The organism is Bacillus sp. FSL K6-3459 (genome assembly GCF_038003305.1).
Lineage (GTDB): Bacteria > Bacillota > Bacilli > Bacillales > Bacillaceae > Bacillus > Bacillus pumilus_O.
The window spans coordinates 1,278,514-1,302,773 of the sequence record NZ_JBBOOW010000001.1; the positions used below are offsets into that span (position 1 = coordinate 1,278,514).

Sequence of the window (24,260 nt, forward strand, 5' to 3'; positions counted from 1 at the left end):
CATATTGGTAGGAGGGGATAATCGGTGCGGCGTATCTTAACAGAAGCTTTAGCAAAGGAAAGACATTATTATACGAAACAGCTCTGTTCATTGGGCGTGTACAGTCCAAGTGCAGCCAAGAACATGACAATTAGTGACTTAAAAAAAGAGTATCACTTCTTTTTCAACAAAACAGAGCGTGATTTGTGAAAATCCCTTGAAATGTGCGCATGTCACATTAAGGGTTCTTTTTTTGTTTAATATTATAGCAATATTGAATTTTGTAGAAATTTGACGAATGCAGTGTAAGAAAACATAGAGTCTTTACAGATTATGTTAAACCCTGTCGTATCTTGATGGTTTGCTAAAAAACCTTTTTTTCGAGATGGTTATGAAAAATAAGAAGGATTTTAAAAGTTTATATCGAAATCTTATACATAACACGAATGGAGTCACTTATGTGGTTGAAAGGGTTTTCAAAAACGTACTTCTATTTTTTACGAAAGGCTCCAACTGCACCGCAAGAAAGCCTTGAAGTTAAAAAAATATTATAAGAGGTAGATATGTGATGAGACTATCGTTTAATGAAGAAGAAGTAGAACGTTCAATGACACTTTACAAGGTATTTGCAAGAGCATTTAAAAGCGTTTCAGAACACAGTATTAGAGACAGCAAAGAGCATGGATTTAATCCAACTGAATTTGCGGTTCTTGAACTGCTGTATACTAGAGGTGCTCAAAAACTTCAGCAAATCGGCTCAAGACTCCTGCTTGTCAGCGGGAATGTGACGTATGTAATTGACAAATTAGAACGAAATGGTTTCATTGAAAGAGAGCAGGACCCAAAGGATAAACGGTCGGTTTATGCCCATTTAACAGAAAAAGGGCGCAGTTATCTTGATAAGATTTACCCGATTCATTCTCTCCGTATTGCGCGCGCCTTCTCCGGCCTCTCGCGAGAAGAACAAGAACAATTGATTAGTCTATTGAAAAAAGCAGGAATTCACAGTCAACATTTATTATTTAGATAGAATGAAAAGGTGCCATGATTGGCACCTTTTTTATGTGTCCAGCTGATGTGCTGGATAGGCAATGAATTTTTCGATATCGTTTGCTGGAAGGGGCTTTGCATAATAAAAGCCTTGCAGGTCGTCACATCCTTGTGCAGATAAAAGCTGCGCCTGTGCAAAGGTTTCAACACCTTCTGCTATGACCTCAAGAGAGAGTTGATGTCCCATCGCGATAATGGCACCTGTAATCTGTTCAGATTTCGAATCATTTAAAATATCTTCAATGAAGGATTTGTCGATTTTTAGTCGATGAATGGGCAAATCCTTTAAATAGCTTAAGGAGCTATGCCCTGTACCAAAGTCATCAATACTAATGCGGACGCCTAGATGTTTCAGTGATGACAGCACTTGTTTTGATTGCTTGATATTGTCCATTGTCATACTTTCTGTGACTTCAAGCTCGAGCAGTGACGGTGTCAGATCGTATTTTTTCAGTGTCAACTTAATCAAATCAATTAAGTCTTCAGAATTGAATTGTTTCGCGGATAAATTGACAGCCACAGGAATTTTCAGTCCGTTATCATACCACGTTTTAGCCTGCCTACACGCGGTATCAATGACCCATCTGCCAATATCAATGATCAGCCCTGATTCCTCTGCCAGCTCAATAAAAGCCTCAGGTGATTTTAACGAGCCATCGGGTGCTTTCATTCTTAGAAGAGCTTCTACGCCAGTCATCTGTCTTGTTTTCGCACTCACTTGCGGCTGGTAGTGAAGCACAAACTGTTCTCTTTGAATGGCATCCCGTAACTCAAGCTCTCGGTTCAACCTATCTTCACTCGATCTTTCCATTGATTCAGTGAAAAACTCATAACGACTTTGCTTATGTTTTTTAGATAAATACATCGCCATATCGGCTTTCCTCATTAATTCCATCCCATCTTTGCCATTCTGAGGTGAAATAGCAATTCCAATGCTGATAGATGTAATGAGCTGATGATTCTGAATGAAAAAAGGACGCTCAAATTGACGAATGATATTTTGAGAAAGCTGTTCAATTTTCTGTGTATCATGCCCCATATCAGGGAAGATCATTAAAAATTCATCTCCGCCTAGTCTGGCTATAAAGCCGTTGTCAGGTAAACATTGTGTCAGTCTGTTTGCAGCTGCTTTAAGAAGTAAGTCCCCAATGTTATGACCAAGTGCATCATTAATAATTTTAAAACGGTTCAAATCAAGAAACAGAACAGCCGTCGATGTTTCTGTCTCTTCTTGAGCGGAGAGAACATCACCTAAATGGTTGATGGCATGGCGACGGTTAGGCAGCTCAGTTAACGCATCATAATGGGCCATGACATGAATTTCTTTCTCTGCAATCCGCTGCTGCGTTAAATCTTTTAAGACAAGATAAATACTGTCTAGCGTATTGTTGACATGAACAGGTATGTAAGTAACATGATAATAATAAAAGCGATCTGCTGCTTTTAGTTCTGCTTCACGTGTGATGGCTTTCTTTGACTCGTAAATAAAATCTTCCCACATGTCAGTTGGCATGACGTATTGGCTGACATCGTCACCAATCCAAGAATTGCACATTTTCAGGATTTGTTTGCCTGAGTCGTTCGCAGAAAGCACCTTTCGATTGACCGATAACACGATAATGCCATCGATATTATGTTTGATGAGTGATTGGAACCGCTGTTCATTTTCCTTTAGCTTATCTGCCTGCTTCATAATTCGGTGATCGATATAGGCACCAAAAATCATCAGTGTTTGGACAATCAGTGTCATTAAGCCAATGAAAATCGACAGACTGAATGGTGATAACTCAAAAGAACCACCCCCGGAAGACTGTCCGTCTGAATGAAAAAACAGAGTAGAAGCAGCCATACCGGTATAATGCATCCCAGAAACAGCCCCGCCCATCACGAGTGCACCAGCTATTTTTAACAAATGATCTTCCTGTTTTTTCCCGGATCGATGGAGCCGAAAAAAGAGATGAAGCGAAAAGAAAGACGCTATCGCAGCGATGAAAAACGAAAGAAAAAAGAGGACTGGATCATAGCTGATAGAGACATTGGCCATTGATTCCATTCCAAGATAATGCATGCTACAAATAGCTGAGCCCATGGTGATTGAACTAATGAGCAGCCGCCTTGTGGAGAGCTGCTCTTGAATGCTTATTGTGAATGCGATCAAGGACCCGACAAAAGATGCCAAAATCGATAAAATGAGCAAGGGTGTTTCATATGTGATGCCAGCCCGCACGTGAAATGCCATCATGCCGATAAAATGCATCGACCATATTCCCATTCCCATGATCAAGGCACCAACGATCAGCCATACCTTTTTCTTTGCACCGCTTGACTGTGCCACTCGGCTGGCTAATTGAAGAGCTGAGTAGGAGGCGACAGCGGCGACTGCGATTGACAGAAAGACAAGCCATCCATTGTAGCTTCCTGTTAAATGGGTCATGTAAGAAAACCTCCAGTATCTTAAAACAGACGTATACTTAATATATCGGATCGAATGGCTCCTGTGTTCACTTTTCCTTCACTTAAATACCGCAATCAACGTTTTTTTCACTTGTCTTTTATAGTAAAATCAAATTTAATGTAAAAAAACGAAGAAAAGTGAATCGTTTCTTCGGTTTTATTCGTTTAATATATGTGCGATTCTAAAAGGGATAGAATCGGTTAAACGATTATGTGTGAAAGGGATTGATAAACATCGAAGATTTTATTATTTCTTTAGCTGATGCCTTTAAGAACTTGTCGTACTTTGGCATCTTCCTTGCTTTATGTATTGAATTTGTTCCTGCTGAAGTGGTTCTGCCTCTTGCGGGTTACTGGGTCTCAAAAGGGGACATGGCTTTCATCGGTGTTGTGGCAGCTGGCTCTATTGGCGGTGTGGCTGGTCCTTTGACCTTGTACTGGTTAGGACGTTATGGCGGTAGACCCTTTTTAAATAAATATGGGAAGTACTTTTTTGTGAAACCGGAGTCGCTTGATAAATCGGATGCCTTCTTTGAAAAGCATGGTGGATTCGTCGCATTTAGCGGCCGGTTTATTCCAGGGGTAAGAACCCTTATTTCCATTCCGTGCGGTATTGCCAAGATGAATGTGTGGGTCTTTTCCCTGTATACGTTTTTAGCGATTACGCCTATTACATTTGTATATGTGTATCTTGGCTTTGTACTCGGGGAGAACTGGAAAGAGGTTGGCGCAATGTTAGATCCATATCTCCTGCCAATTGGAATCGGGATTGTGTTGCTTTTCGCGATGTATATTTGGCTGAAACGTAGAAAAAGAAAAGTAGAAACACCAACTGCCTAATCATTGGTACGAGGTGAAAGTCACCTGTTGACAATACAGTGTCTATTGATTAGAATATAAGTAATCTAAATATTCTTAAATCCCACCAAAGGGGAGTAGCGTCCGGTTTTTACCGGAAACAAAGTCGTCATTACATGGACTTAAGTTCCATCGGCTTTGTTGGCATGATTCTACATATCACATGTCTAGCAAGACCTTTGCCATTACAGGCAAAGGTCTTTTTTGCATTCATAAGCCTTTGTCTGTTGTGGGACAATAGATAAAAACAAGGAGGAATGATGATGGATGCAGCAATTATTTTAGAGTACGGGTGGGTTCTTCTCGTACTGATTGGTTTAGAAGGGATTTTAGCCGCTGACAATGCGCTGGTCATGGCTGTGATGGTGAAACACCTTCCAGAAAAGCAAAGGAAAAAAGCATTGTTTTACGGACTTGCGGGTGCGTTTGTCATGCGATTTGGTTCCCTGTTTCTTATTTCGTTTTTAGTGGATGTGTGGCAAGTTCAAGCCATAGGTGCAATTTATCTTCTTTATATTTCCATTCACCATATTTTAAAATCGCACGTATTTAAGAAAAAGGAATCAGACACAAATATGAAGCAAAGCGGCTTCTGGGCAACAGTCGTAAAAGTCGAGCTTGCTGACATCGCTTTTGCTGTCGATTCCATCTTAGCGGCGGTCGCATTAGCCGTAACTTTGCCAAAAACAAGTCTTCCACAAATCGGTGGACTTGATGGCGGTCAATTTATTGTCATTCTTTTAGGTGGTATCATCGGTCTGATCATCATGAGATTTGCAGCGACTGTCTTTGTGAAACTGCTCAAAACAAGACCGAGCCTGGAAACAGCAGCCTTTGTCATAGTCGGGTGGGTGGGTGTGAAGCTCACGCTTTATACACTGTCACATCCAGCCATTGGTATCGTGTCCTCTCATTTTATTCATTCAACATTATGGAAAGTGATTTTCTGGACAGTGCTTCTCGCAATTGCAGCATTTGGTTGGTTTTTATCAAGTCCATCAAGAAAAGGCGGGCAACAAAACAAGGAAAAACAAGAGGGACGCCTAGAAGAGTAGGTTTTTTGAAAGAAATATCATTTCATTTTCATAACACGTTTATTACAAATAAGGGGGAGATACCCCCTTATTTCTTTGCTTTTAGACGAAACATTGTAAAGTAGATGATGATATACATGTCATAATTGAGTAACAGGAAATGAATTCCTCATTTCTTCCTTTGCGCTTCCCTCATAAATTAGCTATCATAAATGAGTAATATAGGGAGAACTGAGGTGAAACCATTGCTTAGCCTTTTGTTTAAAAAAGGAAAGAAAAAGCAAACATTAGAGCAGTCGGCTATCAGTATTCAACAAGGTGATACCGAGCTGCAAAATGCATTAATAGAGCAATACAAACCATTTGTCGCTAAGACGGTTTCATCCGTTTGTAAACGATATATAGATGAAAAAGATGATGAATTCAGCATAGGCTTAATTGCCTTTAATGAAGCGATAGAAAAATACTCTGCCGAAAAAGGAAACTCACTCCTTGCTTTCGCAGAATTAATTATTAAAAGAAAAGTGATCGACTATATTCGAAAAGAAGCGAGAAATGCGCCAACGGTTCAAATGGACCTGCAAGAAAGTGAAAATGGCGAGTACTCTCAAAGCATGATTGAAGCAGAGCTGTCTACAAATGAATATAGGCGCTTAATTGAACAAGAACACAGAAGAGAAGAAATTGAACACTTTAAAGAACGATTGAAAGTATACGGTCTCACGTTTCAAGAGCTGCTTGAACATTCACCAAAGCATGCAGATGCCAGGCAAAATGCCATTAAAGTAGCTCATACACTCGTTGAACACGATGAGCTCCGAACCATTTTATTTCAGAAAAAACAATTGCCAGTCAAACAGCTTGAAAAGCTAGTGGAAGTCAGCCGCAAAACGATTGAGAGAAATAGAAAATATATCATTGCGATGGCGATCATTATGACGGGTGATTATGTGTATTTGAAAGATTACCTTAAAGGGGTGCTTAATTCATGAGAAGAGGCATTATAGTAGAGAAAAACAAAAAATATGTCACGCTGCTGACCCCTGATGGACAATTTCTGCGGACGAAATATGAACAACAAGATTATGAAATCGGTCAAGAAGTGACATTTCCGAATGAATCACGTCTCGAAAGAAAAAAAGCCGGTTTTTTTGACTTGCTTCGTTTACGGCCATTAAATGTAGGAATTTTATCAATTGCAGCGATTATTGTCGTGATTTTTACTATGATGCCATCTTTCTCAAGTCAAAAAGCATATGCATATATGACGATTGATATTAATCCAAGCTTTGAACTGAAGCTTGATCACAATTATCAAGTAATCGGTGTCACGCCACTGAATAAAGATGCGAAACAAGTACTGGCCAGTATGAAGGATTTAGAAAAAAACGACATGACCAAAGTCGTGCAGGAAATCATAGATGACTGTGACAAAAAAGGTTATGTGAACCACTCTAAGAGCATTTATATTTCTACGGTTTATGAAAACAAGCAGGACCATACATATAAAACAAACGTCAAAAGTAAAATTAGTACCATCTCTGGTGAATATCAAAAGCGCGATTACAAGCTAGAGACTGTAGAAAGTGACCTGGAAACGAGAGAAAAAGCTCAAAAGGCAGGCATTTCAACAGGCACATATATCAGAAATCAAGAAATGCAAGATAAAGAACAAGAAGACATTCAAAAGGATGAAGACGCAGCAGAGAGTGATGCTGTCAAAGAAGAAGAGCCTAAAAAAGATGATGAAGATCAAGTAGACAAAGACAAACAAGAAGACGTCAAGACAGACGATAGCGAAGAGATGAAGCCAGATCAAGAGGCTCCTGAAGCTGAAGACAAAGTGCAGAAGGATCAAGAGAGGGAAGAGCAAGGATCTATTCAAAAGCCTCACCAAACAAAACCTGATGAAAAAAATAAAGACAATCAAATAAAGGAAGAAAAGGATCGTTCTATCAATAAAGAACAAAAAAAAAATCACTCAACGGAACCTGATCACAAAAGGAACCCAAACGACACATCACGTGGTGATGCTGAAAAGCACGCAAAAAAAAACGACAGGCATCAGAAACAGCCGTCCGCTGAGCGAAAAAAAGAACATATGAAGAAACAAGGAAAAGGTGCACCGTCCCCGTATCGTGAGAACCGGTATGAGCACACTTACGAACAATAAAAAAACGCCAGAATCACTCCGGCGTATTTCACCATGCTTTTATTTAGATTGATTGCCCATTTGTGATTGAGCCTGTTGAACGAGTCTTTTTGTAATTTCACCGCCAACAGAACCGTTTGCACGTGCGACTGTATCTGAACCGAGAGTCACGCCAAATTCTTGAGCGATCTCGTATTTAAATTGATCTAATGCTTGTTCTACTCCAGGAACAAGAAGCTGATTTCGATTTGCCATGTCCGTATTCCTCCTTTCACCTCATGTTTGTTGCGCCTTCTTATTTTGAAGAAAACGGTGGGCAATTATGCTGGCAATTGCTGCACAAAAAAACCGAAGTGACCTCATCACCTCGGTTTTCTTTTATCTTTATTTAGCTGCTTGCAGCGTATTAAACATCATTTCTTGCGCTGTACTTTGCAAGTGAGAAGTGAACACAGAGAAGACGGTAGAACTGATAATGCCTTTAATCAAATTCCATTGATTCTGTGTTAATTCTGTAAACTCTTCATGGAGCATGTCTGTCTGCTCCTCGGTCATTTCTCGTAAATTTGTTTCCTTTAATGGAAAATGTGTATGGTGATAAATAAAATCTAGGACGTGCGCATATGCTTCATAAAAACGGATTGGACTAATAATATCATCTGTTCGATCTGTGATCGTGTTAAATAAGGCAGATAAGATCATACGAATGGCATCAAAGTCAAAAACTGATTTTAAATCCCTGACAATTAATAAAATAACGACCTGATCAATGGAGTACTTCTTGCCAAGCTCTGGATGACCAATCATATCTTTAATATCACGTTTGATCCAATTTTGAATCGCCGTCGATTTAAGAGACGTTAGCTCACACAAGTTGCCAAGCTCAACAATTTCATTTGTAGAAAGACCGTGCTCTGATTTTTGCTTCCGTCGTTCGAGTTTCTCAAAAAACGAAGGGATCTTTAACTCATCGTATTCATGATCCTTATCGCCCTTTACAGATAGATTCAAAAGCTGAAGCGGAGTCAGATCTCCCTCTCCTTTTAGAGAATATAGAAGTCTCGTCATGTCAATTCTCGTTAATTTAAAAGTCACCATGTTCCACCTCATTTGTACGTCAAAAACGTGATTATTGATCTAATTCAACATCATAATCTCTTTTTGATGAAAATGCAAAATAAACTAAAATTCAGAACGAGGCGTCACAATTTGTTCACTTTTCAGCAGAAGCAAATGTCGTAAATATTGAAGTGACGGGGCTTAAGCCGTTATGATAAACAGAGGAAATGATTCCTTTTTCCTTGCAATTTGAGACGTTTATTTTTATAATTTTATTAATAAGTTCAAATGAACTTAATATGACAGCGGAGGTTATGTATGGGTAAAAGAATATTTCTGTTTATATTAACGAACATTCTTGTTATCACTACGATTGGTATTGTACTGTCGGTTATTAGTGCAGCAACTGGTGTTGGTTCTTATATAGGAGCAGACGGTGGAATTAATATGGTGGCACTGTTAGTATTCAGTGCAGTTGTTGGTTTTGTTGGCTCATTCATGTCACTGGCGATGTCTCGCTGGATGGCAAAAATGATGATGGGTGTGCGTGTGTTAAACCCTGAAAAGGATTCATTAACATATGATGAGCAGCAGCTTGTTGACCGCGTACACAGACTATCAAGAGCAGCAGGCCTTTCTAAAATGCCTGAGGTTGGTATTTATCAATCATCTGAAGTAAATGCTTTTGCGACAGGTCCTTCTAAGAGAAGATCACTTGTTGCCGTTTCAACTGGATTGCTTCATGAAATGGATGATGCAGCAGTTGAAGGTGTCATCGCTCACGAAGTGGCTCACGTTGCGAACGGTGATATGGTGACAATGACACTGCTTCAAGGGATCGTCAACACGTTCGTTGTCTTCCTTTCAAGAATTGCGGCATGGATCGCAAGCCGCTTTGTTTCGCGTGAAGAGCTTGTGCCGATTGTTCATTTTATTGCAGTGATTGTTTTCCAAATCATTTTCTCTGTCCTAGGAAGCCTTGTTGTGTTTGCATATTCTAGACACCGTGAATTCCATGCAGACCGCGGCGGAGCTGACCTTGCGGGTAAAGATAAAATGGTTCATGCGCTTCGCTCACTTGAGGCGTATACGTCAAGAATCAAAGATGATGATCAAACAGCAGTTGCAACGCTTAAAATCAGTGGTAAACGAAAAGCTTCTCTTTTCTCAACACACCCTGATTTAAACGAAAGAATCAGAAGACTAGAAGCAAAATAAGAAAGACGAAAAGACATTCTGCATCAGGATGTCTTTTTCTTTTTGATGAAAAAGAAAATAAAGCATAAAATATCTTTAAAAACATGTCTCTTTTCATTAAAATGATAAAGTATTCGAAAAGATAGATAAAAGAAGGAATGACAATGAATCCTATCAAAAAGTTAATTGACCGGCTGTCAGCATTTCAGCTGATTGCCCTCTATTATTTTCTTGCTGTAACCGTATCACTTATTCTTCTCAGCCTCCCAGTGGCCCATCAAGAGGGAGTGAAATGGACATTTATTGATGCATTATTTACGGCGGTGAGTGCGGTAAGTGTCACAGGTCTTACTGTTGTTGATACCTCGCAAACATTTAGTGTGGCAGGTATGTGGATCCTTGCGTTCGTCCTGCAAATCGGAGGTATCGGCATTATGACGCTTGGTACCTTTGTGTGGATTGTCATGCGAAAAAGAATCGGGATTAAAGAAAGAAAGCTTATCATGGCAGATCAAAACCAGAGCAATTTATCAGGTATTGTGAAATTAATGAAGCAGGTCTTATATTTAATTTTGCTCATTGAATTTTTAGGCGGTCTGATTTTAAGTATGTATTTCCTTAAATATTACGATGTGCAAGGAGCTTTCTTACATGGCTTCTTCTCTAGTATTAGTGCGACCACCAATGGGGGCTTCGATATTACCGGGAACTCGCTCATCCCTTACAAAGATGATTATTTTGTCCAATTTATTACAATGCTACTGATCATCTTTGGAGCGATTGGCTTTCCTGTGCTCGTCGAAGTAAAGGATTATTTATTTAATCAGGACCGTAAGCACGCATCGTTCTCATTGTTTACAAAGATCACAACGATTACGTTTGGCGGTCTTGTCGTTGTTGGAGCGATTGGCATCTATGCACTTGAAGCTGGGTTCAGCTTCCTAGGGAAAAGCTGGCATGAAATCTTGTTTTATTCTTTTTTCCAATCGACCGCAACAAGAAGTGGTGGTTTGACAACATTAGATATTACCCAGCTGACAGAACCGACCCTTTTATTTCTATGTATGCTTATGTTTATTGGGGCTTCCCCAAGCTCTGTTGGGGGCGGAATTCGAACAACTACGTTTGCCCTTAATTTACTCGCATTGTTTCATTTTGCTAGGGGAAATAAGTCCATTAAAATCTTCAAAAGAGAGCTTCATCAAGCGGATATTAACAAATCCTTGATGGTGACGATGATGGCTTTTATCTTGGTGTTTGGTGCTACGTTCCTGTTATCCTTATCCGAGCATAATACACTTCTAGAAAATTTATTTGAAGTTTGTTCTGCATTCGGAACAACAGGGCTATCGCTTGGAATCACCTCGGACCTTACGGTGTTCGGTAAATGTATCATTATGGTCGTCATGTTTATTGGACGGATCGGCATTCCAAGCTTCTTATATTTAATTGGCCGAAGAGAAAGCGAAGCGAATTATCATTATCCGAAAGAGCGCGTCATCATCGGCTAAACAGCATTCCGAGCGAATGCTGTTTTTTTATTTCCATTATCTAACTGGCTAAATCATAAGGGATGTTCGCAATCTATAGGTAAGAGGTGAACGAGACGTGCTGGATGTGTTATGGAAAGCGATTGTCATGCTGCTAGTTGGTACCTTACTGCTGAGAATAGCAGGGCCTAAATCCATTAGTCAATTAACTGTTCAACAAACAGTGATCATGATTTCAATTGGATCAATTATTATCCAACCCTTTATAGAGCATAATTTACTTGAAACCATATATGCAGCTACTATCTTTATTGTGGCACTTGTCATTATGGAGAAGCTGTCGATACAATCGGATTTTTTTGAAAAATTGCTTTCAGGCAAATCGGTCGTAATTTTACAGGATGGCAAAATGCTTGATCATAAGCTGAAGAAAACAAGGCTCACAAGGGATCAACTTAAAATGCGTTTAAAGCAGCAAGGCATCACTGACATCAGCAGTCTCAAAAAAGCCACCCTAGAAGCCAATGGGCAAATTGGCTTTGAGTTAAAACCGGAGGAAAAGCCCGTGACAGTCAAACAAATGAAAGAACTCCTAGACCAATTAAGAGAAGAACTAAATATGTTAAAAAAGGACTGATTTCAGATGAAAAGAAAAGCAGCGAAAAATGAAGCACTGACAAATAATATGACACCAACAGAAAGCATGGCACATGATCAAGGACAAACGCAATTTGATGAACAATCAAGAGATCGTCAGGCAAACCGAAATTCTCACAAAGGGAAACAAGGGGGAGGATCTCGTGACTAAAAAGCATGTAAAAAGCAAGGATATGAAAGACCATAAAAAGCCGATGGACCCAGATATCTTAGAAGAGGAATTTGGCAGTGAGCTTGGAGATATCAACAGCAGCAAATGGATTGATACGCTTGTAAAGCCTAAGAAAGATGCTGAATGTCACAAAAAATAGAAAAAACGATCCTCGCGGGATCGTTTTTTATTTGCTATAACTGCCTTGTCTGCCGGTGATTGTACGCATGAGATTGGTCATTTTGAGCTCAATCACTGGCTGTGCAACGGTTTTAACAAAGGTGCTAGACAGGGTAAAGGTAAGCAGAATGGTTAGCAGCAATAACATGAGCACACTTGCTGCATTCAGGGCCCAGTCATCAAACCAAGTCGTTCTAAGTAGCTTGATGACAAAGCCATGTAATAAATACACGTATAGCGTTCTTGTGCCCCATTTTGTAAAGAAGAAACGGCGTGTTGGCACTAAAGCAAAGAAGCTGAATGTAGCGCCGAATGCAAGCAGATACCATGCCATTCGTTTCATTGCCGCAATCACTCCTTCATCACCAAGAGAAGCATATGACTGTGATCCAAATAAGAAGGAATAATCAAATTCATAAAAATAGCAAAACAAGAATACAGCCATTAATACAAAAAGTGCTGCCAGCTTTCCTTTGCTTGTGCGAATGAATTCAAAATGCTGCTTTTTTAAATAGAAGCCAGCTAAAAACATCGGCAAAAAGACAAACGTACGTGATAAGCTCAGCGTATTGCTAATACTGTCCACGTAACCGACAAGTAACGCAATCGACAAACTGACGATCATTGCCCAGTGAAATGGCAGTTTAGAAAAAGGAATGAGCAGCAAATTCCAAAAGAATAAACTAATTAAAAACCATAAAGACCATTGCGGGTCAATTGGATTTAAATTGACCATGCTTTGATCCTGCAAGAGATAGTAGTAAACCGAATAGATCACCTGAAAAATGAAATATGGGATGATCAGCTTAACAGCCACTTTTTTCATAAAACCTGGCTTTCTAAACCCTTTTGCAAAGAAGCCCGAAACCAAAATAAAGGCAGGCATATGAAAAGTATAAATAAACTTGTATAAATAAAGCATCCAATCATTATCATGAATGAATGATCGTAACAAATGACCAAAAACAACTAGAAAAATCAGAAGAAATTTCGCATTATCAAAATAACTATCTCGTGAAGATGCCATAACATCACCTTTCCTGCTTGATTTTAAACATAAATGTTCTAAGTTCACGATTCCCGTATTTGCCCCATTTTAAAATACATTTTGGCTCATTTCGCTATTTGATGTGAAATTGTAGAACGGTTGTAAAAAAAGCGTAAGAAAAGAGAAGCGAGGTTCAATCCTGTCATCCAAATGCAACAAAAGAGACAGTCTTCATGTAAAAAGTTATCTTTTTTTATGAGTCGAATGAAGGAACAATGAAAATATTGTAGAAATATTGTAGAGGAATGAGGCTGGAAAAGGAGTGTAAGAGAATGACTGAAACGCTCGATGGCGCAGAAGATATCAGAAAATTAGAAAAAGAGAACGAATATTTGCGAACAGAGTTGATGCAGCAAAAAATGCTGTTAAATAAGACGTTAGATGCCATTTTCATATTTGATCAACACCTCAATATCATCCAAGCCAACGAAGCGACATGTAGGCTTGTACAGACATCGAAAGAAGACCTCCTCAATAAATCCGTTCTAGATTTCCTATACGGCATCCCGAAAGACAAAATTGAATGCTCCCTCGATTTATTTTTTCGAAAAGGAACGTTAAAAAGAGAAATTTCCATTCAGCTTGAAAACGGCGAAACTAAATACATTGAATTTGTTGCAGAGCATGACGTCTTGAATCAGCAATATATTGTGGTCATGCGAGATATTTCCTCAAAGAAAATACTAGAACGAGAAAGATCCATGAATGAGCAGCTGTTTAAAGATTTGTTTGACCGAGCCATTGACGGAATGGTCATTTTTGATCAGGATGGCTGCATGATCGACGCCAATCATTCTTTTTGTCAGAGCTTTGAGCTGCAAAAGACTGATTTAACCGATCGTTATTTAAATGAATTTGTCGAAGACGAAAATCTTCCAGCCTTGCAGCACCTTTTAACGTCACTTAAAGAGACAGGAAAAGCCAAGGGAGAACTTCCCGTTACCCTTCAATCTGGTCAGTACAAATTATTCGAGCTCACCATTACATCAAATGTGATGAGCGGTTTTTATATGTCCATCATGCGGGATATTACAGAAAAAAGGTTAATGGAAGAAAAGCTGTTAAAAAGTGAGGAACGCTTTAGAGAAATTTTTGAAAATGCAATGGATGCAATCATCATATGGGCGGATGATGGAGAGATTGTCAGAGCAAATGAATCAGCCTGCCGCATTTTTGAATTGCCTATGCATTCACTGATTGGCAAAAAACTCACAGACTTTCTCGTGAAATCTGATCAGAGATATAGGCCGACTAGAAGAAGATATATTCGGAATCATGAAATAAGGGAAGAGCTTTTATTCAGAATGGCAAATGGTCAGTTTAAAGAGCTCGAGTTTACATCAAAGCATGCGGTATTAGAAGGACAACACTTAACCATTTTACGTAATGTAAGTGATCGCAAAAGGATGGAAGAGGAGCTGCGCGAAAGTGAGCTCAAATTCCGTAAAGTATTTAATGGATCAATGGACGGCATTGTTCTATTCGATAACCAATACCGCATTATCGAAGTCAATCCACCTGCAAGCGAGCTGCTCGGGTTGAAAGATGATCATTTAACGGAAATGAACCTATTTCATATCCTTGCGCCTTATCAAATTGAACATTTGGCACAGCCTGCCCAGGCGATGTCATTAGATGAAATGGACAATGAAGTGCCGTTCGTGCTAAATCACCCAGATCAGCGGATATTGGAATTCTCTTTTAAACGCAACATCATTCATAATATGAATTTGGCAATCTTTAGAGATGTGACAGAACGGAAGGAATTAGAAGAGCGGGTGAGAAAATCAGATACCCTTCATGTGGTCGGAGAGCTTGCCGCTGGCATTGCGCATGAAATTAGAAACCCGATGACAGCATTAAAAGGCTTTATTCAGCTGCTAAAAGGAAATATAGAAGGGGAGTATTCGCTCTATTTCAATGTCATCACTTCAGAGCTGAAAAGAATTGAATCAATCATTACCGAATTTTTGATTTTAGCGAAGCCGCAAGCCATCGTATATGAAGAAAAAAATGTGGTGCAAATTGTGAAAGACACGATGGATCTGCTGCACGCACAAGCGAACCTTGGCAACGTTCAAATGCATCTCAATGTGATGGATGAGATACCGCTCATTTATTGCGAACAAAATCAATTAAAACAAGTCTTTATTAACATTTTAAAAAATGCAATTGAAGTCATGCCGAGAAAAGGAAATGTCTATGTGAGCATTCAGAGAAAGGGAGAAGAGCATATTGTCATTTCACTGCGGGATGAAGGCTGTGGAATGGCAGAGGACAAGCTGAAGCGTCTAGGGGAACCGTTTTATACGACAAAAGAAAGAGGAACTGGACTTGGCTTAATGGTTAGTTATAAAATTATTGAAGAGCATCAAGGAACCATTGAGGTAGAAAGTGAGGAAGGGGTAGGAACCGTCTTCCATCTCACGCTGCCACTTAGACAGAAGAAACAAGAAGGAGAGCATTAACGTGTATTATACCGTCTATCACGCACCAATTGGGGCACTATACATACTAGAAAAAGACGCTGCCATTATCGAAGTGATGTTTGATGATGAGCCGTTTTTAGCAAAAAAGCAAGCATCCAATCTAAAAGAAGAAGAAACGTCTGTATTACAAGAAGCGAAAAAACAGCTAGATCAATATTTCAAGGGGGAGCGCCAAGTATTCGATCTACCGCTCAAGCAAAAGGGAACTTTGTTTCAAGAGCAAGTGTGGGAAGCACTTTCGGCTATTCCGTATGGTGAATCAAAAAGTTATGGAGATATTGCAGAAGCGATTGGTAACCCAAAGGCTGTGAGAGCGATTGGACAAGCCAACAGACGCAATGCAATACCTATTTTTATTCCGTGTCACAGAGTGATTGGAAAAGATCGTTCTTTGATTGGCTATGCAGGAACGAAGACAGATATGAAAGCGGTTCTGCTTGAATTAGAAGGTATCCCATTTATTCAAAAATAAATCGATTGACCTGTTCCAAAAGTTTTCCAAGCGACATATCCTTTTATTAAGCTAAAAAAGTTGGTTGAGGGAAAAAGGAGGGCGCTAGGGAATGTTTTGGGACAAAAAGAATAAAATGTATGCCATCACATCACTATGTGTCAAAATGAACGTTTTGACAGAAGAACAGAAAAAAGAAATCTTAGCAAAAACAAATGAAATAAAAAAGCGCGGTGCTCTTAAATAAGAAGGACACGGCGCTTTTTTTATGATCAGAGTGAGATGCTTTCAGCAAACAGAGCATCAATCTCTTCTGTATAGTTCGACGTAATAATTCCTTTCTCTGTAATGATCCCTGAAATGAGATGGTGAGGAGTAACATCAAAGGCGGGATTGAATACCTGAACATCAGGTGGTGCAATTTGGACGCCGTTTAATTCCTTTACTTCCATCGGGTCGCGCTCTTCAATTGGAATATCTGTCCCGTCTTTGGTTGAGATATCAAAGGTAGAAAGCGGTGCAGCTATAAAAAACGGAATTTGAAAATGCTTGGCTAAAATGGCAAGACTTAACGTGCCGATCTTGTTCGCTGCATCTCCATTACGAGCAATACGATCAGCTCCAACAATGACAGCAGAAATTTGCTTTTCCTTCATCGTGTGGGCTGCCATGTTATCTGTAATGAGCGTCACATCTACGCCGCCTTGCATGAGCTCCCATGTTGTCAGCCTAGCCCCTTGGAGAACAGGGCGTGTTTCACAGGCATAAATGTGAAGATCGAGATTTTTCTTTTTCGCTAAATAGAATGGAGCAAGGGCTGTTCCGTACCGGCTCGTGGCGATAGAGCCTGCATTACAAATGGTCATAATTCGATCACCCGATTTAAAGAGCTGGAGTGCATTTTGACCGATTTGTCTGCATGTTTCTTCATCTTCAATTTGAATTTGAATGGCCTCATGGACAAGGTCTGTTTTGGCTGCATTGACCGACGCTGCACGCTCAATGCGCTGCAACAATCGCTCTAATGCCCAGGCTAGATTCACAGCGGTTGGACGAGCACTGTTTAAATATTCTTTTATCTGAATGACTTCTTGTTTAAACACATCAATTTCTTCTGTCTCAATGTCTTGGGCACTGAGTGCCAGTCCGAAAGCTGCTGTAATGCCAATGGCAGGTGCTCCCCGCACTTTTAACGTGACAATGGCATCATACACGTCTTCTTTTGTATATAGATGCTCAAACACGGTTTCTGCCGGTAATTTTTGCTGATTCAAAATGTTTATATGATTTTCTTCCCATTCGACAGAACGGGGGACTTCAAAATCTTTAGACAAAACCCGTCACTCCTTTACAGCTTGCTGGAATAATGCGACGAGGTCAGACGCTGTTTCCACTGCATGATATTGTTTGATGAATGTTTTTCCGAGCGTAAGTGCTGCTTTTTTCTGCTGAATTCGTTTAGATGGTGATGGAATTGCATCTAGATCAGCGGCATGAGCAAGGCCAATCGTTCGGCGGACAAGCTCACAGCCCGCAAAGCCTGTCGCTTCTTTTAAAATACGATCAAAGGTTGTTTCTAAAAAGCTGTCAGATACACTAAACGCTTCAATGCTGTCTTCTTTCCAAGCTTTTGCAAACACTTCTTTGAAGGTTGCCCATACATTGATGACATGGTCAAAAAGGTGTTGCTGATCGTGTTCATTTTCACGAGACCAAGCGTTTAGGAACAGGTTAGCGATAAAGTGACCGATATCGAATCCGAAGGGACCATAAAAAGCGAATTCTGGATCAATGATCTTTGTTTCCGTCTCACTTGCAAAAATACTGCCTGTATGAAGATCTCCATGAACAAGTGTTTCGGCAGATGTCAGGAAAATACGCTTCAATTCAGCCGCTTTTGCTTGCACTTCAAGATCTGCCCAAAGCGCTTCGGCAGCTTCTCTTAATTCTTCTTCGAAATCATTTGTGCCGCTATCAAAGAAAGGATCTGTGAAGACAAGCTTTTCGGTAATGTCACAAAGATCTGGATTCGTAAATTGCTTCACAAATTGTTTTTTGATTTTAGGATTTGTGGCAAAGTCAGAAGTGTAGAAAAGTGTTTTCCCTAAAAATTCTCCGACATGATCGGATAAACGCGGATATTGTTTTCCGGCAATTAGCCCTTTTCTGACGATTTCGAGGTGTGATAGATCCTCCATTGCCGTCACAGCAAGAGCTGTATCTGAATAATAGACTGCTGGTACAAGGTGCGGCGTATATTCTGATTGCTTGATCAGGGCAGCACTTTCGATTCTCGCACGGTCTAATGTAAGTGGCCAGCTCTCTCCGACCACTTTGGCGTAGGGCAGTGCCTGCTTGATGATCAACCCTTTTTCTTGTTTATGGTCAAAAATATGAAAGACGTAATTTAAATTCCCGTCACCGATTTCCGTACATGTCAAATGACTGCTTTCTTGGATCAAGCCAAGTCTAATTGCGAGTGCAACTGCCGAGCTTTCTGTTAATTCTTCATATGATGCCGTAAGTGTAACCAATTGCTTCCCCTCCAAGTCATATAAAAAAGCCTCTTTCTCCTGAGAGAAAGAGGCTTGATGTCGTGTATGCTCAAAGCCTCTCTTATCTCTCAGCACATACGTCTGATGGAATTAGCACCGTGCCCTATAAGACAATTGTCTTGGCGCTTACTTGCTGCGCCCCACTTCACAGTGGTATTAACGGTCGGTTGCTGTTGGGGTCAAAAGGCCAAATCCCTCGCCCAACTCTCGATAAGAGAAATCAATATGTAATTGTTTCAAGTCTGTTTGCATTTCTTAATTCAAGATATTATCAGAGCTGCGCTTCACATGTCAATCCTTTTTCAAAATTGCTTTACAATTCTTGAAACAATACATTAAAGTGTTTGTATTGCTACGTAACTTGAATAGAAGGTGAAGAAAAATGGAATTCCAGCAGTCAGATGTATTGAAACAATTACCGACACAATTTTTTGCATCCCTTGTGCAAAAGGTGCAGAAAAAAGTACAGGAAGGCGCAGATATTATTAATTTAGGGCAGGGAAATCCTGACCAGCCAACTCCCGCACACATTGTAAAAGCGATGCAGGAAGCGGTATTAAAACCTGAAAATCATCAATATTCGTCATTCCGTGGAACAGCGAAATTAAAAAAAGCTGCCGCTGCCTTTTATGAAAGAGAATATGGGGTCACACTTGATCCGATGACGGAAATTGCGATTTTATTTGGCGGGAAAGCGGGACTTGTTGAGCTGCCGCAATGCTTGCTGAATCCGGGTGATACGCTCCTTGTTCCAGACCCAGGTTATCCTGATTATTGGTCAGGTGCCGTGCTTGCTGGAGCTCAGATGGTGACGCTGCCGCTTCTTGAACAAAATGATTTTTTACCTGACTTTGACCGGTTGCCTGAGAATGTTAAGAAAAAAGCAAAGTTGATGTATTTAAATTATCCCAACAATCCGACAGGTGCTACGGCAAGCCAATCATTTTTTGAAGAAACCGTGACATTTGCAAAAGATCACAAACTCTGTGTTGTCCATGATTTTGCCTACGGCGGCATTGGGTTTGATGGGGAAAAGCCGATCAGCTTTTTGCAAACAGATGGAGCGAAAGAGACGGGGATTGAAATATACACATTGTCTAAAACATATAATATGGCGGGCTGGAGAGTCGGTTTTGCAGCAGGGAATCCGTCAGTTATTGAAGCGATTGAGCTTTATCAGGACCACGTGTTTGTTTCACTGTTCAAAGCCACTCAAGATGCGGCAGTGGAAGCTTTGTTAAGCGATCAAACGTGCGTACAGGTGCAGAATGATCGATATGAGAAACGGCGAAATGTGTGGATTGCTGCCTGCAAGGAGATTGGCTGGGAAGTCACTGCACCAAAGGGGTCGTTTTTTGCTTGGCTAAAGGTGCCAGAAGGATATACATCTGAATCTTTTGCTGGCGTATTATTAGAGAAAGCACATGTGGTTGTGGCACCGGGGAATGGGTTTGGTACTTACGGTGAAGGATACGTGAGAGTAGGGCTTTTAACAAATGAGGAGCGGTTAAAAGAAGCCGCTCAGCGAATTGCTGCCTTGAATTTGTTTGAAAATAAGCCATTGACAACATGAAAAAACGGTGCGATAATTCAGACAATATTTAAGAAAATTGAATATTCTTATCAAGAGTAGGCAGAGGGACTAGCCCAATGAAGCCCGGCAACCGACTTCCATGAAGCACGGTGCTAATTCTTGCAGCAAGCGCTGAGAGATAAGATTCGGATGAATGACACGAAACAACCTCTTTAAGGCGCTGATTAAGCACTTGGAGAGGTTTTTTTATTGACCATATGCATGACGCAATCGAAAGGGGATTCCTAGTGAGTGAATTACTGGCAACATACGTATTAACACATCGAGAGGAAGAACAAGTGAACCGAAAAGCAGAGCAGATCGCGCTTGGTTTAACAGTTGGATCATGGACGGATTTACCGCAGCTCAAAAAAGAGCAGCTTCAAAAGCATAAAGGCCGGGTAGAAAAGGTAACAGAAAAATTTGCCCCAGCCGAGAACGGTTTATATCAATCTGAGGTGACCATTGCTTATCCTGAGGCTAACTTTTCAGCAGATATACCGGCCGTTTTGACGACGATCTTTGGAAAGCTTTCACTAGATGGAAAAGTGAAGCTAGTGGACATTCAATTCTCGGATAGATTTAAAAAAAGTCTGCCAGGACCGGTATTTGGAATTGATGGCATACGAAAAAAAATAGGCGTGTTTGATCGCCCTTTGTTGATGAGTATTTTTAAAGGTGTCATTGGCCGTGATATGGCAGATTTAAAAGAACAGCTCCGTTTACAAGCATTAGGCGGTGTTGACTTCATCAAAGACGATGAAATTTTATTTGAGAGCCCGCTAGCCCCTTTTGAAGAACGAATCAAAGAAGGAAAAAAGATATTAAAAGAAACATATGAAGAGACAGGGCACCGAACGCTATATGCTGTTCATTTAACAGGCAGAACCTTTGAACTGAGGGATCGAGCAAGAAAGGCAGCTGAACTCGGAGCGGATGCACTCTTATTCAATGTCTTTGCCTACGGGCTAGATGTCATGCAAAGCTTAGCTGAAGATCCAGATATTCGATTGCCTATTATGGCACATCCCGCAGTAAGCGGCGCTTTGACATCATCACCTGAATATGGATTCTCCCATTCTCTTCTTTTAGGTAAATTAAATCGGTATGCTGGCGCTGATTTAAGTCTTTTTCCCTCACCGTATGGGTCAGTCGCACTTCCGAAAAAAGATGCCTTTGGAATCTATGAAGCTTGTGTAAAAGAGGATTCGGTTCAAAAAACGTTCCCAGTCCCGTCAGCAGGTATTCATCCTGGAATGGTTCCAGTTTTGATGAAAGATTTTGGACTCGACCATGTGATAAATGCTGGTGGAGGAATTCACGGACATCCTCGTGGAGCCATCGGCGGAGGGAAAGCATTTCGATCGATCATTGATGCAGTTGTACATGGAGAGTCGATCCAAGAGAAGACAGATTCTTGCCAAGACTTAAAAGCAGCACTTGAACGATGGGGAAGGGTAGTAGAATAAATGAAAAAACCAATTGTATGTTGTGATTTTGATGGAACCATTACGAAAAATGATAATATTATTCGCATCATGAAACACTTTGCTCCAAGTGAATGGACGAAGTTGAAGGACGATGTTCTCACAAAGGAGATCACCATTCAAGAAGGCGTCGGGCAGATGTTTCAATTACTGAAGAGTGATCAAAAAGAAGCCATTCAATCGTTTATTTTAGAAGATACAGAGATTCGAGAAGGATTCAAGCAATTTGTTGATCATGTGAAAAAGACTGACATTCCCTTCTATGTGCTAAGCGGCGGGATGGACTTTTTTGTTTATCCCATACTCGAGGGCATTGTGGAAAGAGACGATATTTATTGCAATCATGCCTCATTTCACGAAGAGCATATTCAGATTGAATGGCCACATGCCTGCAATTCGCAATGTCAAAATGGCTGCGGATGCTGCAAGCCATCAATCATTCGAGAGCTGACCCATGAGAATGACTTCATAATCATGATTGGAGATTCAGTCACCGATGTGGAGGCGGCAAAGCATGCGGATCTCACATTTGCGCGTGACTACTTGTTAAATGAATGTAAAGAGCTCGGGATTGTTCATGAGGAGTATGAAACATTTATTGATCTTAAAGCACAATTTGATCAAATAAAGGAAGTGAAGGAATGGCAGATGCAAAGAACAAGCGCTGGCAGGAGCTAGCAGATGTCAAACGTGAACTGGCACAAAGAGACTGGTTTTACGGAACAAGCGGCAATTTATCGATTAAGGTGTCGGATGATCCACTCACGTTTTTGGTGACGGCAAGCGGCAAAGATAAACGAAAAGAAACAGATGAAGACTTTGTTTTAGTAAATGCAGCAGGTAACCCTGTTGATCCTGACGTACCGCTTAGACCATCAGCTGAAACACAACTTCACACATATGTGTATGAGCGGACGAATGCAGGTTGCTGTCTTCATGTCCATACAATCGATAATAATGTGATCTCTGAGCTGTATGGGGATAAAGGCGAGATTCGTTTCAAAGGAAACGAAATCATCAAAGCGCTTGGTTATTGGGAAGAGGATGCAGAAGTGTCGTTACCGATTATTGAAAATCCAGCCCATATTCCGCATCTTGCAACACAATTTGCAAAGCATCTCACTGAAGAGTCGGAATCAGGTGCTGTGCTCATTCGAAATCACGGCATCACAGTTTGGGGAAAAACAGCTTCTGAAGCAAAACGAGTATTAGAGGCATATGAATTTTTGTTTAGTTATCACTTAAAATTAACGCTTTATCAAAAGCAGCTTGTCACATAAAAAGGAGGAAAAGCACATGGCGACGATTTTGATTCATAATGAAGAGAACACATTACTTGAAAGCGAGCAAGAAGTGGCAGTCTATTTAGAAAACCAAGGGGTCATTTATGAACATTGGGATATTGCAAAGCTACCAAGCCGATTAACAGAAAAGTATGATCTAACAGACGAGGAAAAAGAAGAGATTTTGACTGTTTTCAAAGAGGAAATCGAGAGTATATCTGAAAAACGAGGGTACAAATCACAGGATGTGATTTCATTATCTGACGCCACACCAAATTTAGATGACCTGCTCCAAAATTTTCAGCGTGAGCATCACCATACAGATGACGAAGTACGCTTTATTGTAAGCGGTCATGGAATCTTTGCCATTCAAGGGAAGGATGGCGTCTTTTTTGATGTAAGACTGAATCCAGGAGATTTAATTTCTGTTCCGCCACATATTCGTCACTACTTTACACTGCAAGAGGATCGAAAAGTGGTCGCAGTTCGCATATTTGTCACAACTGAGGGCTGGGTGCCAATTTACGAGGAAGAAACGGTTTAATGACAAGAGCTGATCATTCCGCATGAGGCGGAAGATCAGCTTTTTTTTAGGAAAATAGGTATAAAACGAGAAAGAAAATAGTTGATTTTGATCTTTAGCATAGGATAAAATTCTGTTTAATCCATGTGTCAGTCCTGTCCAAATTTGAAGTTTACCCCCAAATAAGAGTGGGTAAGAGGTCTTTAGGCTGTAAAAAATTAAATAAAATAAGCATATTTAATTTAATTTACAAATAAAGTATAATTTTGGTGTCGGATCAATTTGAGCATAGACAGTCGAATTTATTGCGGGAGCTGAGATCATGAATAGTTATGTAAGAAAAGAGCATTTGCTAATGTCAATTGACGAGAAGAGAAAACAGATGGTAGAAGCTGCTCAAGCAGAGGGCTACACTGGTGAGACGACAATTAAATATAGTCAAGAACTGGACAACCTGATGAATGAGTATCAGTATCTCCTTTTTCATGAGAAACAATCTGCCCCCTCCTTTCATGATTTTGTCTCTCAAATGAGTCTGCTATCTGTGAACCGTCCCTCTTATTGACATAGAAAAACCGGTCTTGCCTAAG

The 24,260-nt window shown here is 40.3% G+C and carries 26 protein-coding genes and 3 riboswitches; of the genes, 20 read left to right on the plus strand and 6 right to left on the minus strand.

From position 1 onward, the window contains the following. Positions 1 to 24: 24 nt before the first annotated feature. The gene (locus tag MHI35_RS06310; RefSeq protein ID WP_061407531.1) at positions 25 to 189 is read left to right on the plus strand and encodes a hypothetical protein; all 165 of its coding nucleotides are present in this window, start codon (positions 25 to 27) and stop codon (positions 187 to 189) included. Between the two features lie 355 nt (positions 190 to 544). After that, a complete protein-coding gene (locus MHI35_RS06315; protein ID WP_145939385.1) occupies positions 545 to 1,009 on the plus strand; it encodes a MarR family winged helix-turn-helix transcriptional regulator in 465 nt (154 codons plus the stop codon). A 30-nt stretch (positions 1,010 to 1,039) separates the two neighbouring features. Here the strand turns inward: MHI35_RS06315 and MHI35_RS06320 are convergent, their stop codons facing one another. Next, a complete protein-coding gene (locus tag MHI35_RS06320; protein WP_211063064.1) occupies positions 1,040 to 3,463 on the minus strand; it encodes a bifunctional diguanylate cyclase/phosphodiesterase in 2,424 nt (807 codons plus the stop codon). A gap of 245 nt (positions 3,464 to 3,708) precedes the next feature. Between MHI35_RS06320 and MHI35_RS06325 the strand changes: the two genes are divergently transcribed. The 4 genes from MHI35_RS06325 (at position 3,709) to MHI35_RS06340 (ending at position 7,548) form a co-directional block, all read left to right on the plus strand. Further along, complete coding sequence (locus MHI35_RS06325) at positions 3,709 to 4,323, plus strand: DedA family protein (protein WP_144522875.1); 615 nt, start codon at positions 3,709 to 3,711, stop codon at positions 4,321 to 4,323. A 78-nt stretch (positions 4,324 to 4,401) separates the two neighbouring features. After that, positions 4,402 to 4,573: riboswitch (yybP-ykoY riboswitch) on the plus strand. A 31-nt stretch (positions 4,574 to 4,604) separates the two neighbouring features. Then, positions 4,605 to 5,396, plus strand: coding sequence for a TerC family protein (locus tag MHI35_RS06330; RefSeq protein WP_144462214.1), 792 nt, complete (start codon positions 4,605 to 4,607; stop codon positions 5,394 to 5,396). Between the two features lie 215 nt (positions 5,397 to 5,611). Then, a complete protein-coding gene (sigI, locus tag MHI35_RS06335) occupies positions 5,612 to 6,367 on the plus strand; it encodes an RNA polymerase sigma factor SigI (protein ID WP_012009721.1) in 756 nt (251 codons plus the stop codon). Next, positions 6,364 to 7,548, plus strand: a complete 1,185-nt coding sequence (locus tag MHI35_RS06340) for an anti-sigma factor domain-containing protein (RefSeq protein WP_335349228.1) — start codon at positions 6,364 to 6,366, stop codon at positions 7,546 to 7,548. The genes sigI and MHI35_RS06340 overlap by 4 nt, the downstream gene beginning before the upstream one ends. Positions 7,549 to 7,587: 39 nt before the next feature. Here MHI35_RS06340 and MHI35_RS06345 read toward each other — a convergent pair whose 3' ends face one another. Together MHI35_RS06345 and MHI35_RS06350 are read right to left on the minus strand one after the other, a co-directional pair. Further along, entirely contained in the window at positions 7,588 to 7,782 is a 195-nt protein-coding gene (locus tag MHI35_RS06345; RefSeq protein ID WP_003211343.1) for an alpha/beta-type small acid-soluble spore protein, read from the minus strand. 129 nt (positions 7,783 to 7,911) lie between these two features. Next, positions 7,912 to 8,625: a DUF1836 domain-containing protein gene (locus MHI35_RS06350; protein WP_144522872.1), complete on the minus strand. Its 714-nt coding sequence runs from the start codon at positions 8,623 to 8,625 to the stop codon at positions 7,912 to 7,914. 279 nt (positions 8,626 to 8,904) lie between these two features. Here MHI35_RS06350 and htpX point away from each other — a divergent pair, with 279 nt between their 5' ends. From htpX to MHI35_RS06375, 5 genes are all read left to right on the plus strand, one after another. Beyond that, complete coding sequence (htpX, locus tag MHI35_RS06355) at positions 8,905 to 9,804, plus strand: protease HtpX (RefSeq protein ID WP_119124754.1); 900 nt, start codon at positions 8,905 to 8,907, stop codon at positions 9,802 to 9,804. A gap of 143 nt (positions 9,805 to 9,947) precedes the next feature. Beyond that, positions 9,948 to 11,294 (plus strand): TrkH family potassium uptake protein, encoded by a 1,347-nt coding sequence (locus MHI35_RS06360; protein WP_003211513.1) that lies wholly within the window; start codon positions 9,948 to 9,950, stop codon positions 11,292 to 11,294. Positions 11,295 to 11,391: 97 nt separating this feature from the next. Beyond that, the gene (locus tag MHI35_RS06365) at positions 11,392 to 11,910 is read left to right on the plus strand and encodes a DUF421 domain-containing protein (protein ID WP_335349229.1); all 519 of its coding nucleotides are present in this window, start codon (positions 11,392 to 11,394) and stop codon (positions 11,908 to 11,910) included. A gap of 6 nt (positions 11,911 to 11,916) precedes the next feature. Next, positions 11,917 to 12,081 carry a hypothetical protein gene (locus tag MHI35_RS06370; protein WP_012009727.1) on the plus strand — a complete coding sequence of 55 codons (165 nt, stop codon included), beginning with the start codon at positions 11,917 to 11,919 and terminating at the stop codon, positions 12,079 to 12,081. Next, positions 12,074 to 12,241, plus strand: coding sequence for a hypothetical protein (locus tag MHI35_RS06375; protein WP_186325075.1), 168 nt, complete (start codon positions 12,074 to 12,076; stop codon positions 12,239 to 12,241). Before MHI35_RS06370 ends, MHI35_RS06375 begins: the two co-directional genes overlap by 8 nt. 27 nt (positions 12,242 to 12,268) lie before the next feature. Here MHI35_RS06375 and MHI35_RS06380 read toward each other — a convergent pair whose 3' ends face one another. Then, entirely contained in the window at positions 12,269 to 13,288 is a 1,020-nt protein-coding gene (locus MHI35_RS06380; RefSeq protein ID WP_211063060.1) for an acyltransferase family protein, read from the minus strand. Positions 13,289 to 13,581: 293 nt separating this feature from the next. On the opposite strand from MHI35_RS06380, the gene MHI35_RS06385 reads away from it, so the two are divergent. The 3 genes from MHI35_RS06385 to MHI35_RS06395 all read left to right on the plus strand — a co-directional run bounded on the left by MHI35_RS06385 (position 13,582) and on the right by MHI35_RS06395 (position 16,496). Then, positions 13,582 to 15,777 carry a PAS domain-containing sensor histidine kinase gene (locus MHI35_RS06385; RefSeq protein ID WP_144522868.1) on the plus strand — a complete coding sequence of 732 codons (2,196 nt, stop codon included), beginning with the start codon at positions 13,582 to 13,584 and terminating at the stop codon, positions 15,775 to 15,777. 1 nt (position 15,778) lies between these two features. Next, positions 15,779 to 16,270, plus strand: a complete 492-nt coding sequence (locus tag MHI35_RS06390; RefSeq protein ID WP_335349230.1) for a methylated-DNA--[protein]-cysteine S-methyltransferase — start codon at positions 15,779 to 15,781, stop codon at positions 16,268 to 16,270. Positions 16,271 to 16,361: 91 nt separating this feature from the next. After that, positions 16,362 to 16,496 (plus strand): hypothetical protein, encoded by a 135-nt coding sequence (locus MHI35_RS06395; RefSeq protein ID WP_257474522.1) that lies wholly within the window; start codon positions 16,362 to 16,364, stop codon positions 16,494 to 16,496. 25 nt (positions 16,497 to 16,521) lie between these two features. On the opposite strand, the gene mtnA is transcribed toward MHI35_RS06395, so the two are convergent. Together mtnA and mtnK are read right to left on the minus strand one after the other, a co-directional pair. Beyond that, positions 16,522 to 17,583 (minus strand): S-methyl-5-thioribose-1-phosphate isomerase, encoded by a 1,062-nt coding sequence (mtnA, locus tag MHI35_RS06400; RefSeq protein ID WP_335349231.1) that lies wholly within the window; start codon positions 17,581 to 17,583, stop codon positions 16,522 to 16,524. Positions 17,584 to 17,589: 6 nt separating this feature from the next. Next, positions 17,590 to 18,783, minus strand: coding sequence for an S-methyl-5-thioribose kinase (mtnK, locus tag MHI35_RS06405; RefSeq protein WP_211063058.1), 1,194 nt, complete (start codon positions 18,781 to 18,783; stop codon positions 17,590 to 17,592). A 79-nt stretch (positions 18,784 to 18,862) separates the two neighbouring features. Then, positions 18,863 to 19,021, minus strand: a riboswitch (SAM riboswitch). 165 nt (positions 19,022 to 19,186) lie between these two features. Here mtnK and MHI35_RS06410 point away from each other — a divergent pair. The 6 genes from MHI35_RS06410 (at position 19,187) to MHI35_RS06435 (ending at position 24,235) form a co-directional block, all read left to right on the plus strand. Beyond that, positions 19,187 to 20,377 (plus strand): pyridoxal phosphate-dependent aminotransferase, encoded by a 1,191-nt coding sequence (locus MHI35_RS06410; RefSeq protein WP_335349232.1) that lies wholly within the window; start codon positions 19,187 to 19,189, stop codon positions 20,375 to 20,377. A gap of 44 nt (positions 20,378 to 20,421) precedes the next feature. Next, a riboswitch (SAM riboswitch) is annotated at positions 20,422 to 20,523 on the plus strand. 102 nt (positions 20,524 to 20,625) lie between these two features. Next, complete coding sequence (gene mtnW, locus MHI35_RS06415) at positions 20,626 to 21,846, plus strand: 2,3-diketo-5-methylthiopentyl-1-phosphate enolase (RefSeq protein WP_335349233.1); 1,221 nt, start codon at positions 20,626 to 20,628, stop codon at positions 21,844 to 21,846. Then, positions 21,847 to 22,542 carry a 2-hydroxy-3-keto-5-methylthiopentenyl-1-phosphate phosphatase gene (locus MHI35_RS06420; protein ID WP_211063056.1) on the plus strand — a complete coding sequence of 232 codons (696 nt, stop codon included), beginning with the start codon at positions 21,847 to 21,849 and terminating at the stop codon, positions 22,540 to 22,542. Continuing rightward, on the plus strand, positions 22,506 to 23,144 hold the full coding sequence (locus tag MHI35_RS06425) for a methylthioribulose 1-phosphate dehydratase (protein ID WP_211063055.1): 639 nt from the start codon (positions 22,506 to 22,508) through the stop codon (positions 23,142 to 23,144). The genes MHI35_RS06420 and MHI35_RS06425 overlap by 37 nt, the downstream gene beginning before the upstream one ends. Before the next feature lie 16 nt (positions 23,145 to 23,160). Continuing rightward, positions 23,161 to 23,691 carry a 1,2-dihydroxy-3-keto-5-methylthiopentene dioxygenase gene (locus MHI35_RS06430; protein ID WP_335349234.1) on the plus strand — a complete coding sequence of 177 codons (531 nt, stop codon included), beginning with the start codon at positions 23,161 to 23,163 and terminating at the stop codon, positions 23,689 to 23,691. Between the two features lie 301 nt (positions 23,692 to 23,992). Continuing rightward, positions 23,993 to 24,235 carry an aspartyl-phosphate phosphatase Spo0E family protein gene (locus MHI35_RS06435; protein WP_144468509.1) on the plus strand — a complete coding sequence of 81 codons (243 nt, stop codon included), beginning with the start codon at positions 23,993 to 23,995 and terminating at the stop codon, positions 24,233 to 24,235. The last annotated feature ends 25 nt before the right edge of the window (positions 24,236 to 24,260 follow it).

What these genes read in the sequence shown, in the direction of transcription:
- MHI35_RS06360 (WP_003211513.1), top strand. Translation starts at nt 9,948, where the DNA reads ATGAATCCTATCAAAAAGTTAATTGACCGGCTGTCAGCATTTCAGCTG.
- MHI35_RS06410 (WP_335349232.1), top strand. Translation starts at nt 19,187, where the DNA reads ATGGAATTCCAGCAGTCAGATGTATTGAAACAATTACCGACACAATTT.
- MHI35_RS06380 (WP_211063060.1), bottom strand. Translation starts at nt 13,288, where the DNA reads ATGGCATCTTCACGAGATAGTTATTTTGATAATGCGAAATTTCTTCTG.
- MHI35_RS06420 (WP_211063056.1), top strand. Translation starts at nt 21,847, where the DNA reads ATGAAAAAACCAATTGTATGTTGTGATTTTGATGGAACCATTACGAAA.
- MHI35_RS06430 (WP_335349234.1), top strand. Translation starts at nt 23,161, where the DNA reads ATGGCGACGATTTTGATTCATAATGAAGAGAACACATTACTTGAAAGC.
- MHI35_RS06370 (WP_012009727.1), top strand. Translation starts at nt 11,917, where the DNA reads ATGAAAAGAAAAGCAGCGAAAAATGAAGCACTGACAAATAATATGACA.
- MHI35_RS06435 (WP_144468509.1), top strand. Translation starts at nt 23,993, where the DNA reads ATGAATAGTTATGTAAGAAAAGAGCATTTGCTAATGTCAATTGACGAG.
- MHI35_RS06340 (WP_335349228.1), top strand. Translation starts at nt 6,364, where the DNA reads ATGAGAAGAGGCATTATAGTAGAGAAAAACAAAAAATATGTCACGCTG.
- MHI35_RS06385 (WP_144522868.1), top strand. Translation starts at nt 13,582, where the DNA reads ATGACTGAAACGCTCGATGGCGCAGAAGATATCAGAAAATTAGAAAAA.
- MHI35_RS06395 (WP_257474522.1), top strand. Translation starts at nt 16,362, where the DNA reads ATGTTTTGGGACAAAAAGAATAAAATGTATGCCATCACATCACTATGT.
- MHI35_RS06330 (WP_144462214.1), top strand. Translation starts at nt 4,605, where the DNA reads ATGGATGCAGCAATTATTTTAGAGTACGGGTGGGTTCTTCTCGTACTG.
- MHI35_RS06320 (WP_211063064.1), bottom strand. Translation starts at nt 3,463, where the DNA reads ATGACCCATTTAACAGGAAGCTACAATGGATGGCTTGTCTTTCTGTCA.
- MHI35_RS06425 (WP_211063055.1), top strand. Translation starts at nt 22,506, where the DNA reads ATGGCAGATGCAAAGAACAAGCGCTGGCAGGAGCTAGCAGATGTCAAA.
- htpX (WP_119124754.1), top strand. Translation starts at nt 8,905, where the DNA reads ATGGGTAAAAGAATATTTCTGTTTATATTAACGAACATTCTTGTTATC.
- MHI35_RS06345 (WP_003211343.1), bottom strand. Translation starts at nt 7,782, where the DNA reads ATGGCAAATCGAAATCAGCTTCTTGTTCCTGGAGTAGAACAAGCATTA.
- MHI35_RS06350 (WP_144522872.1), bottom strand. Translation starts at nt 8,625, where the DNA reads ATGGTGACTTTTAAATTAACGAGAATTGACATGACGAGACTTCTATAT.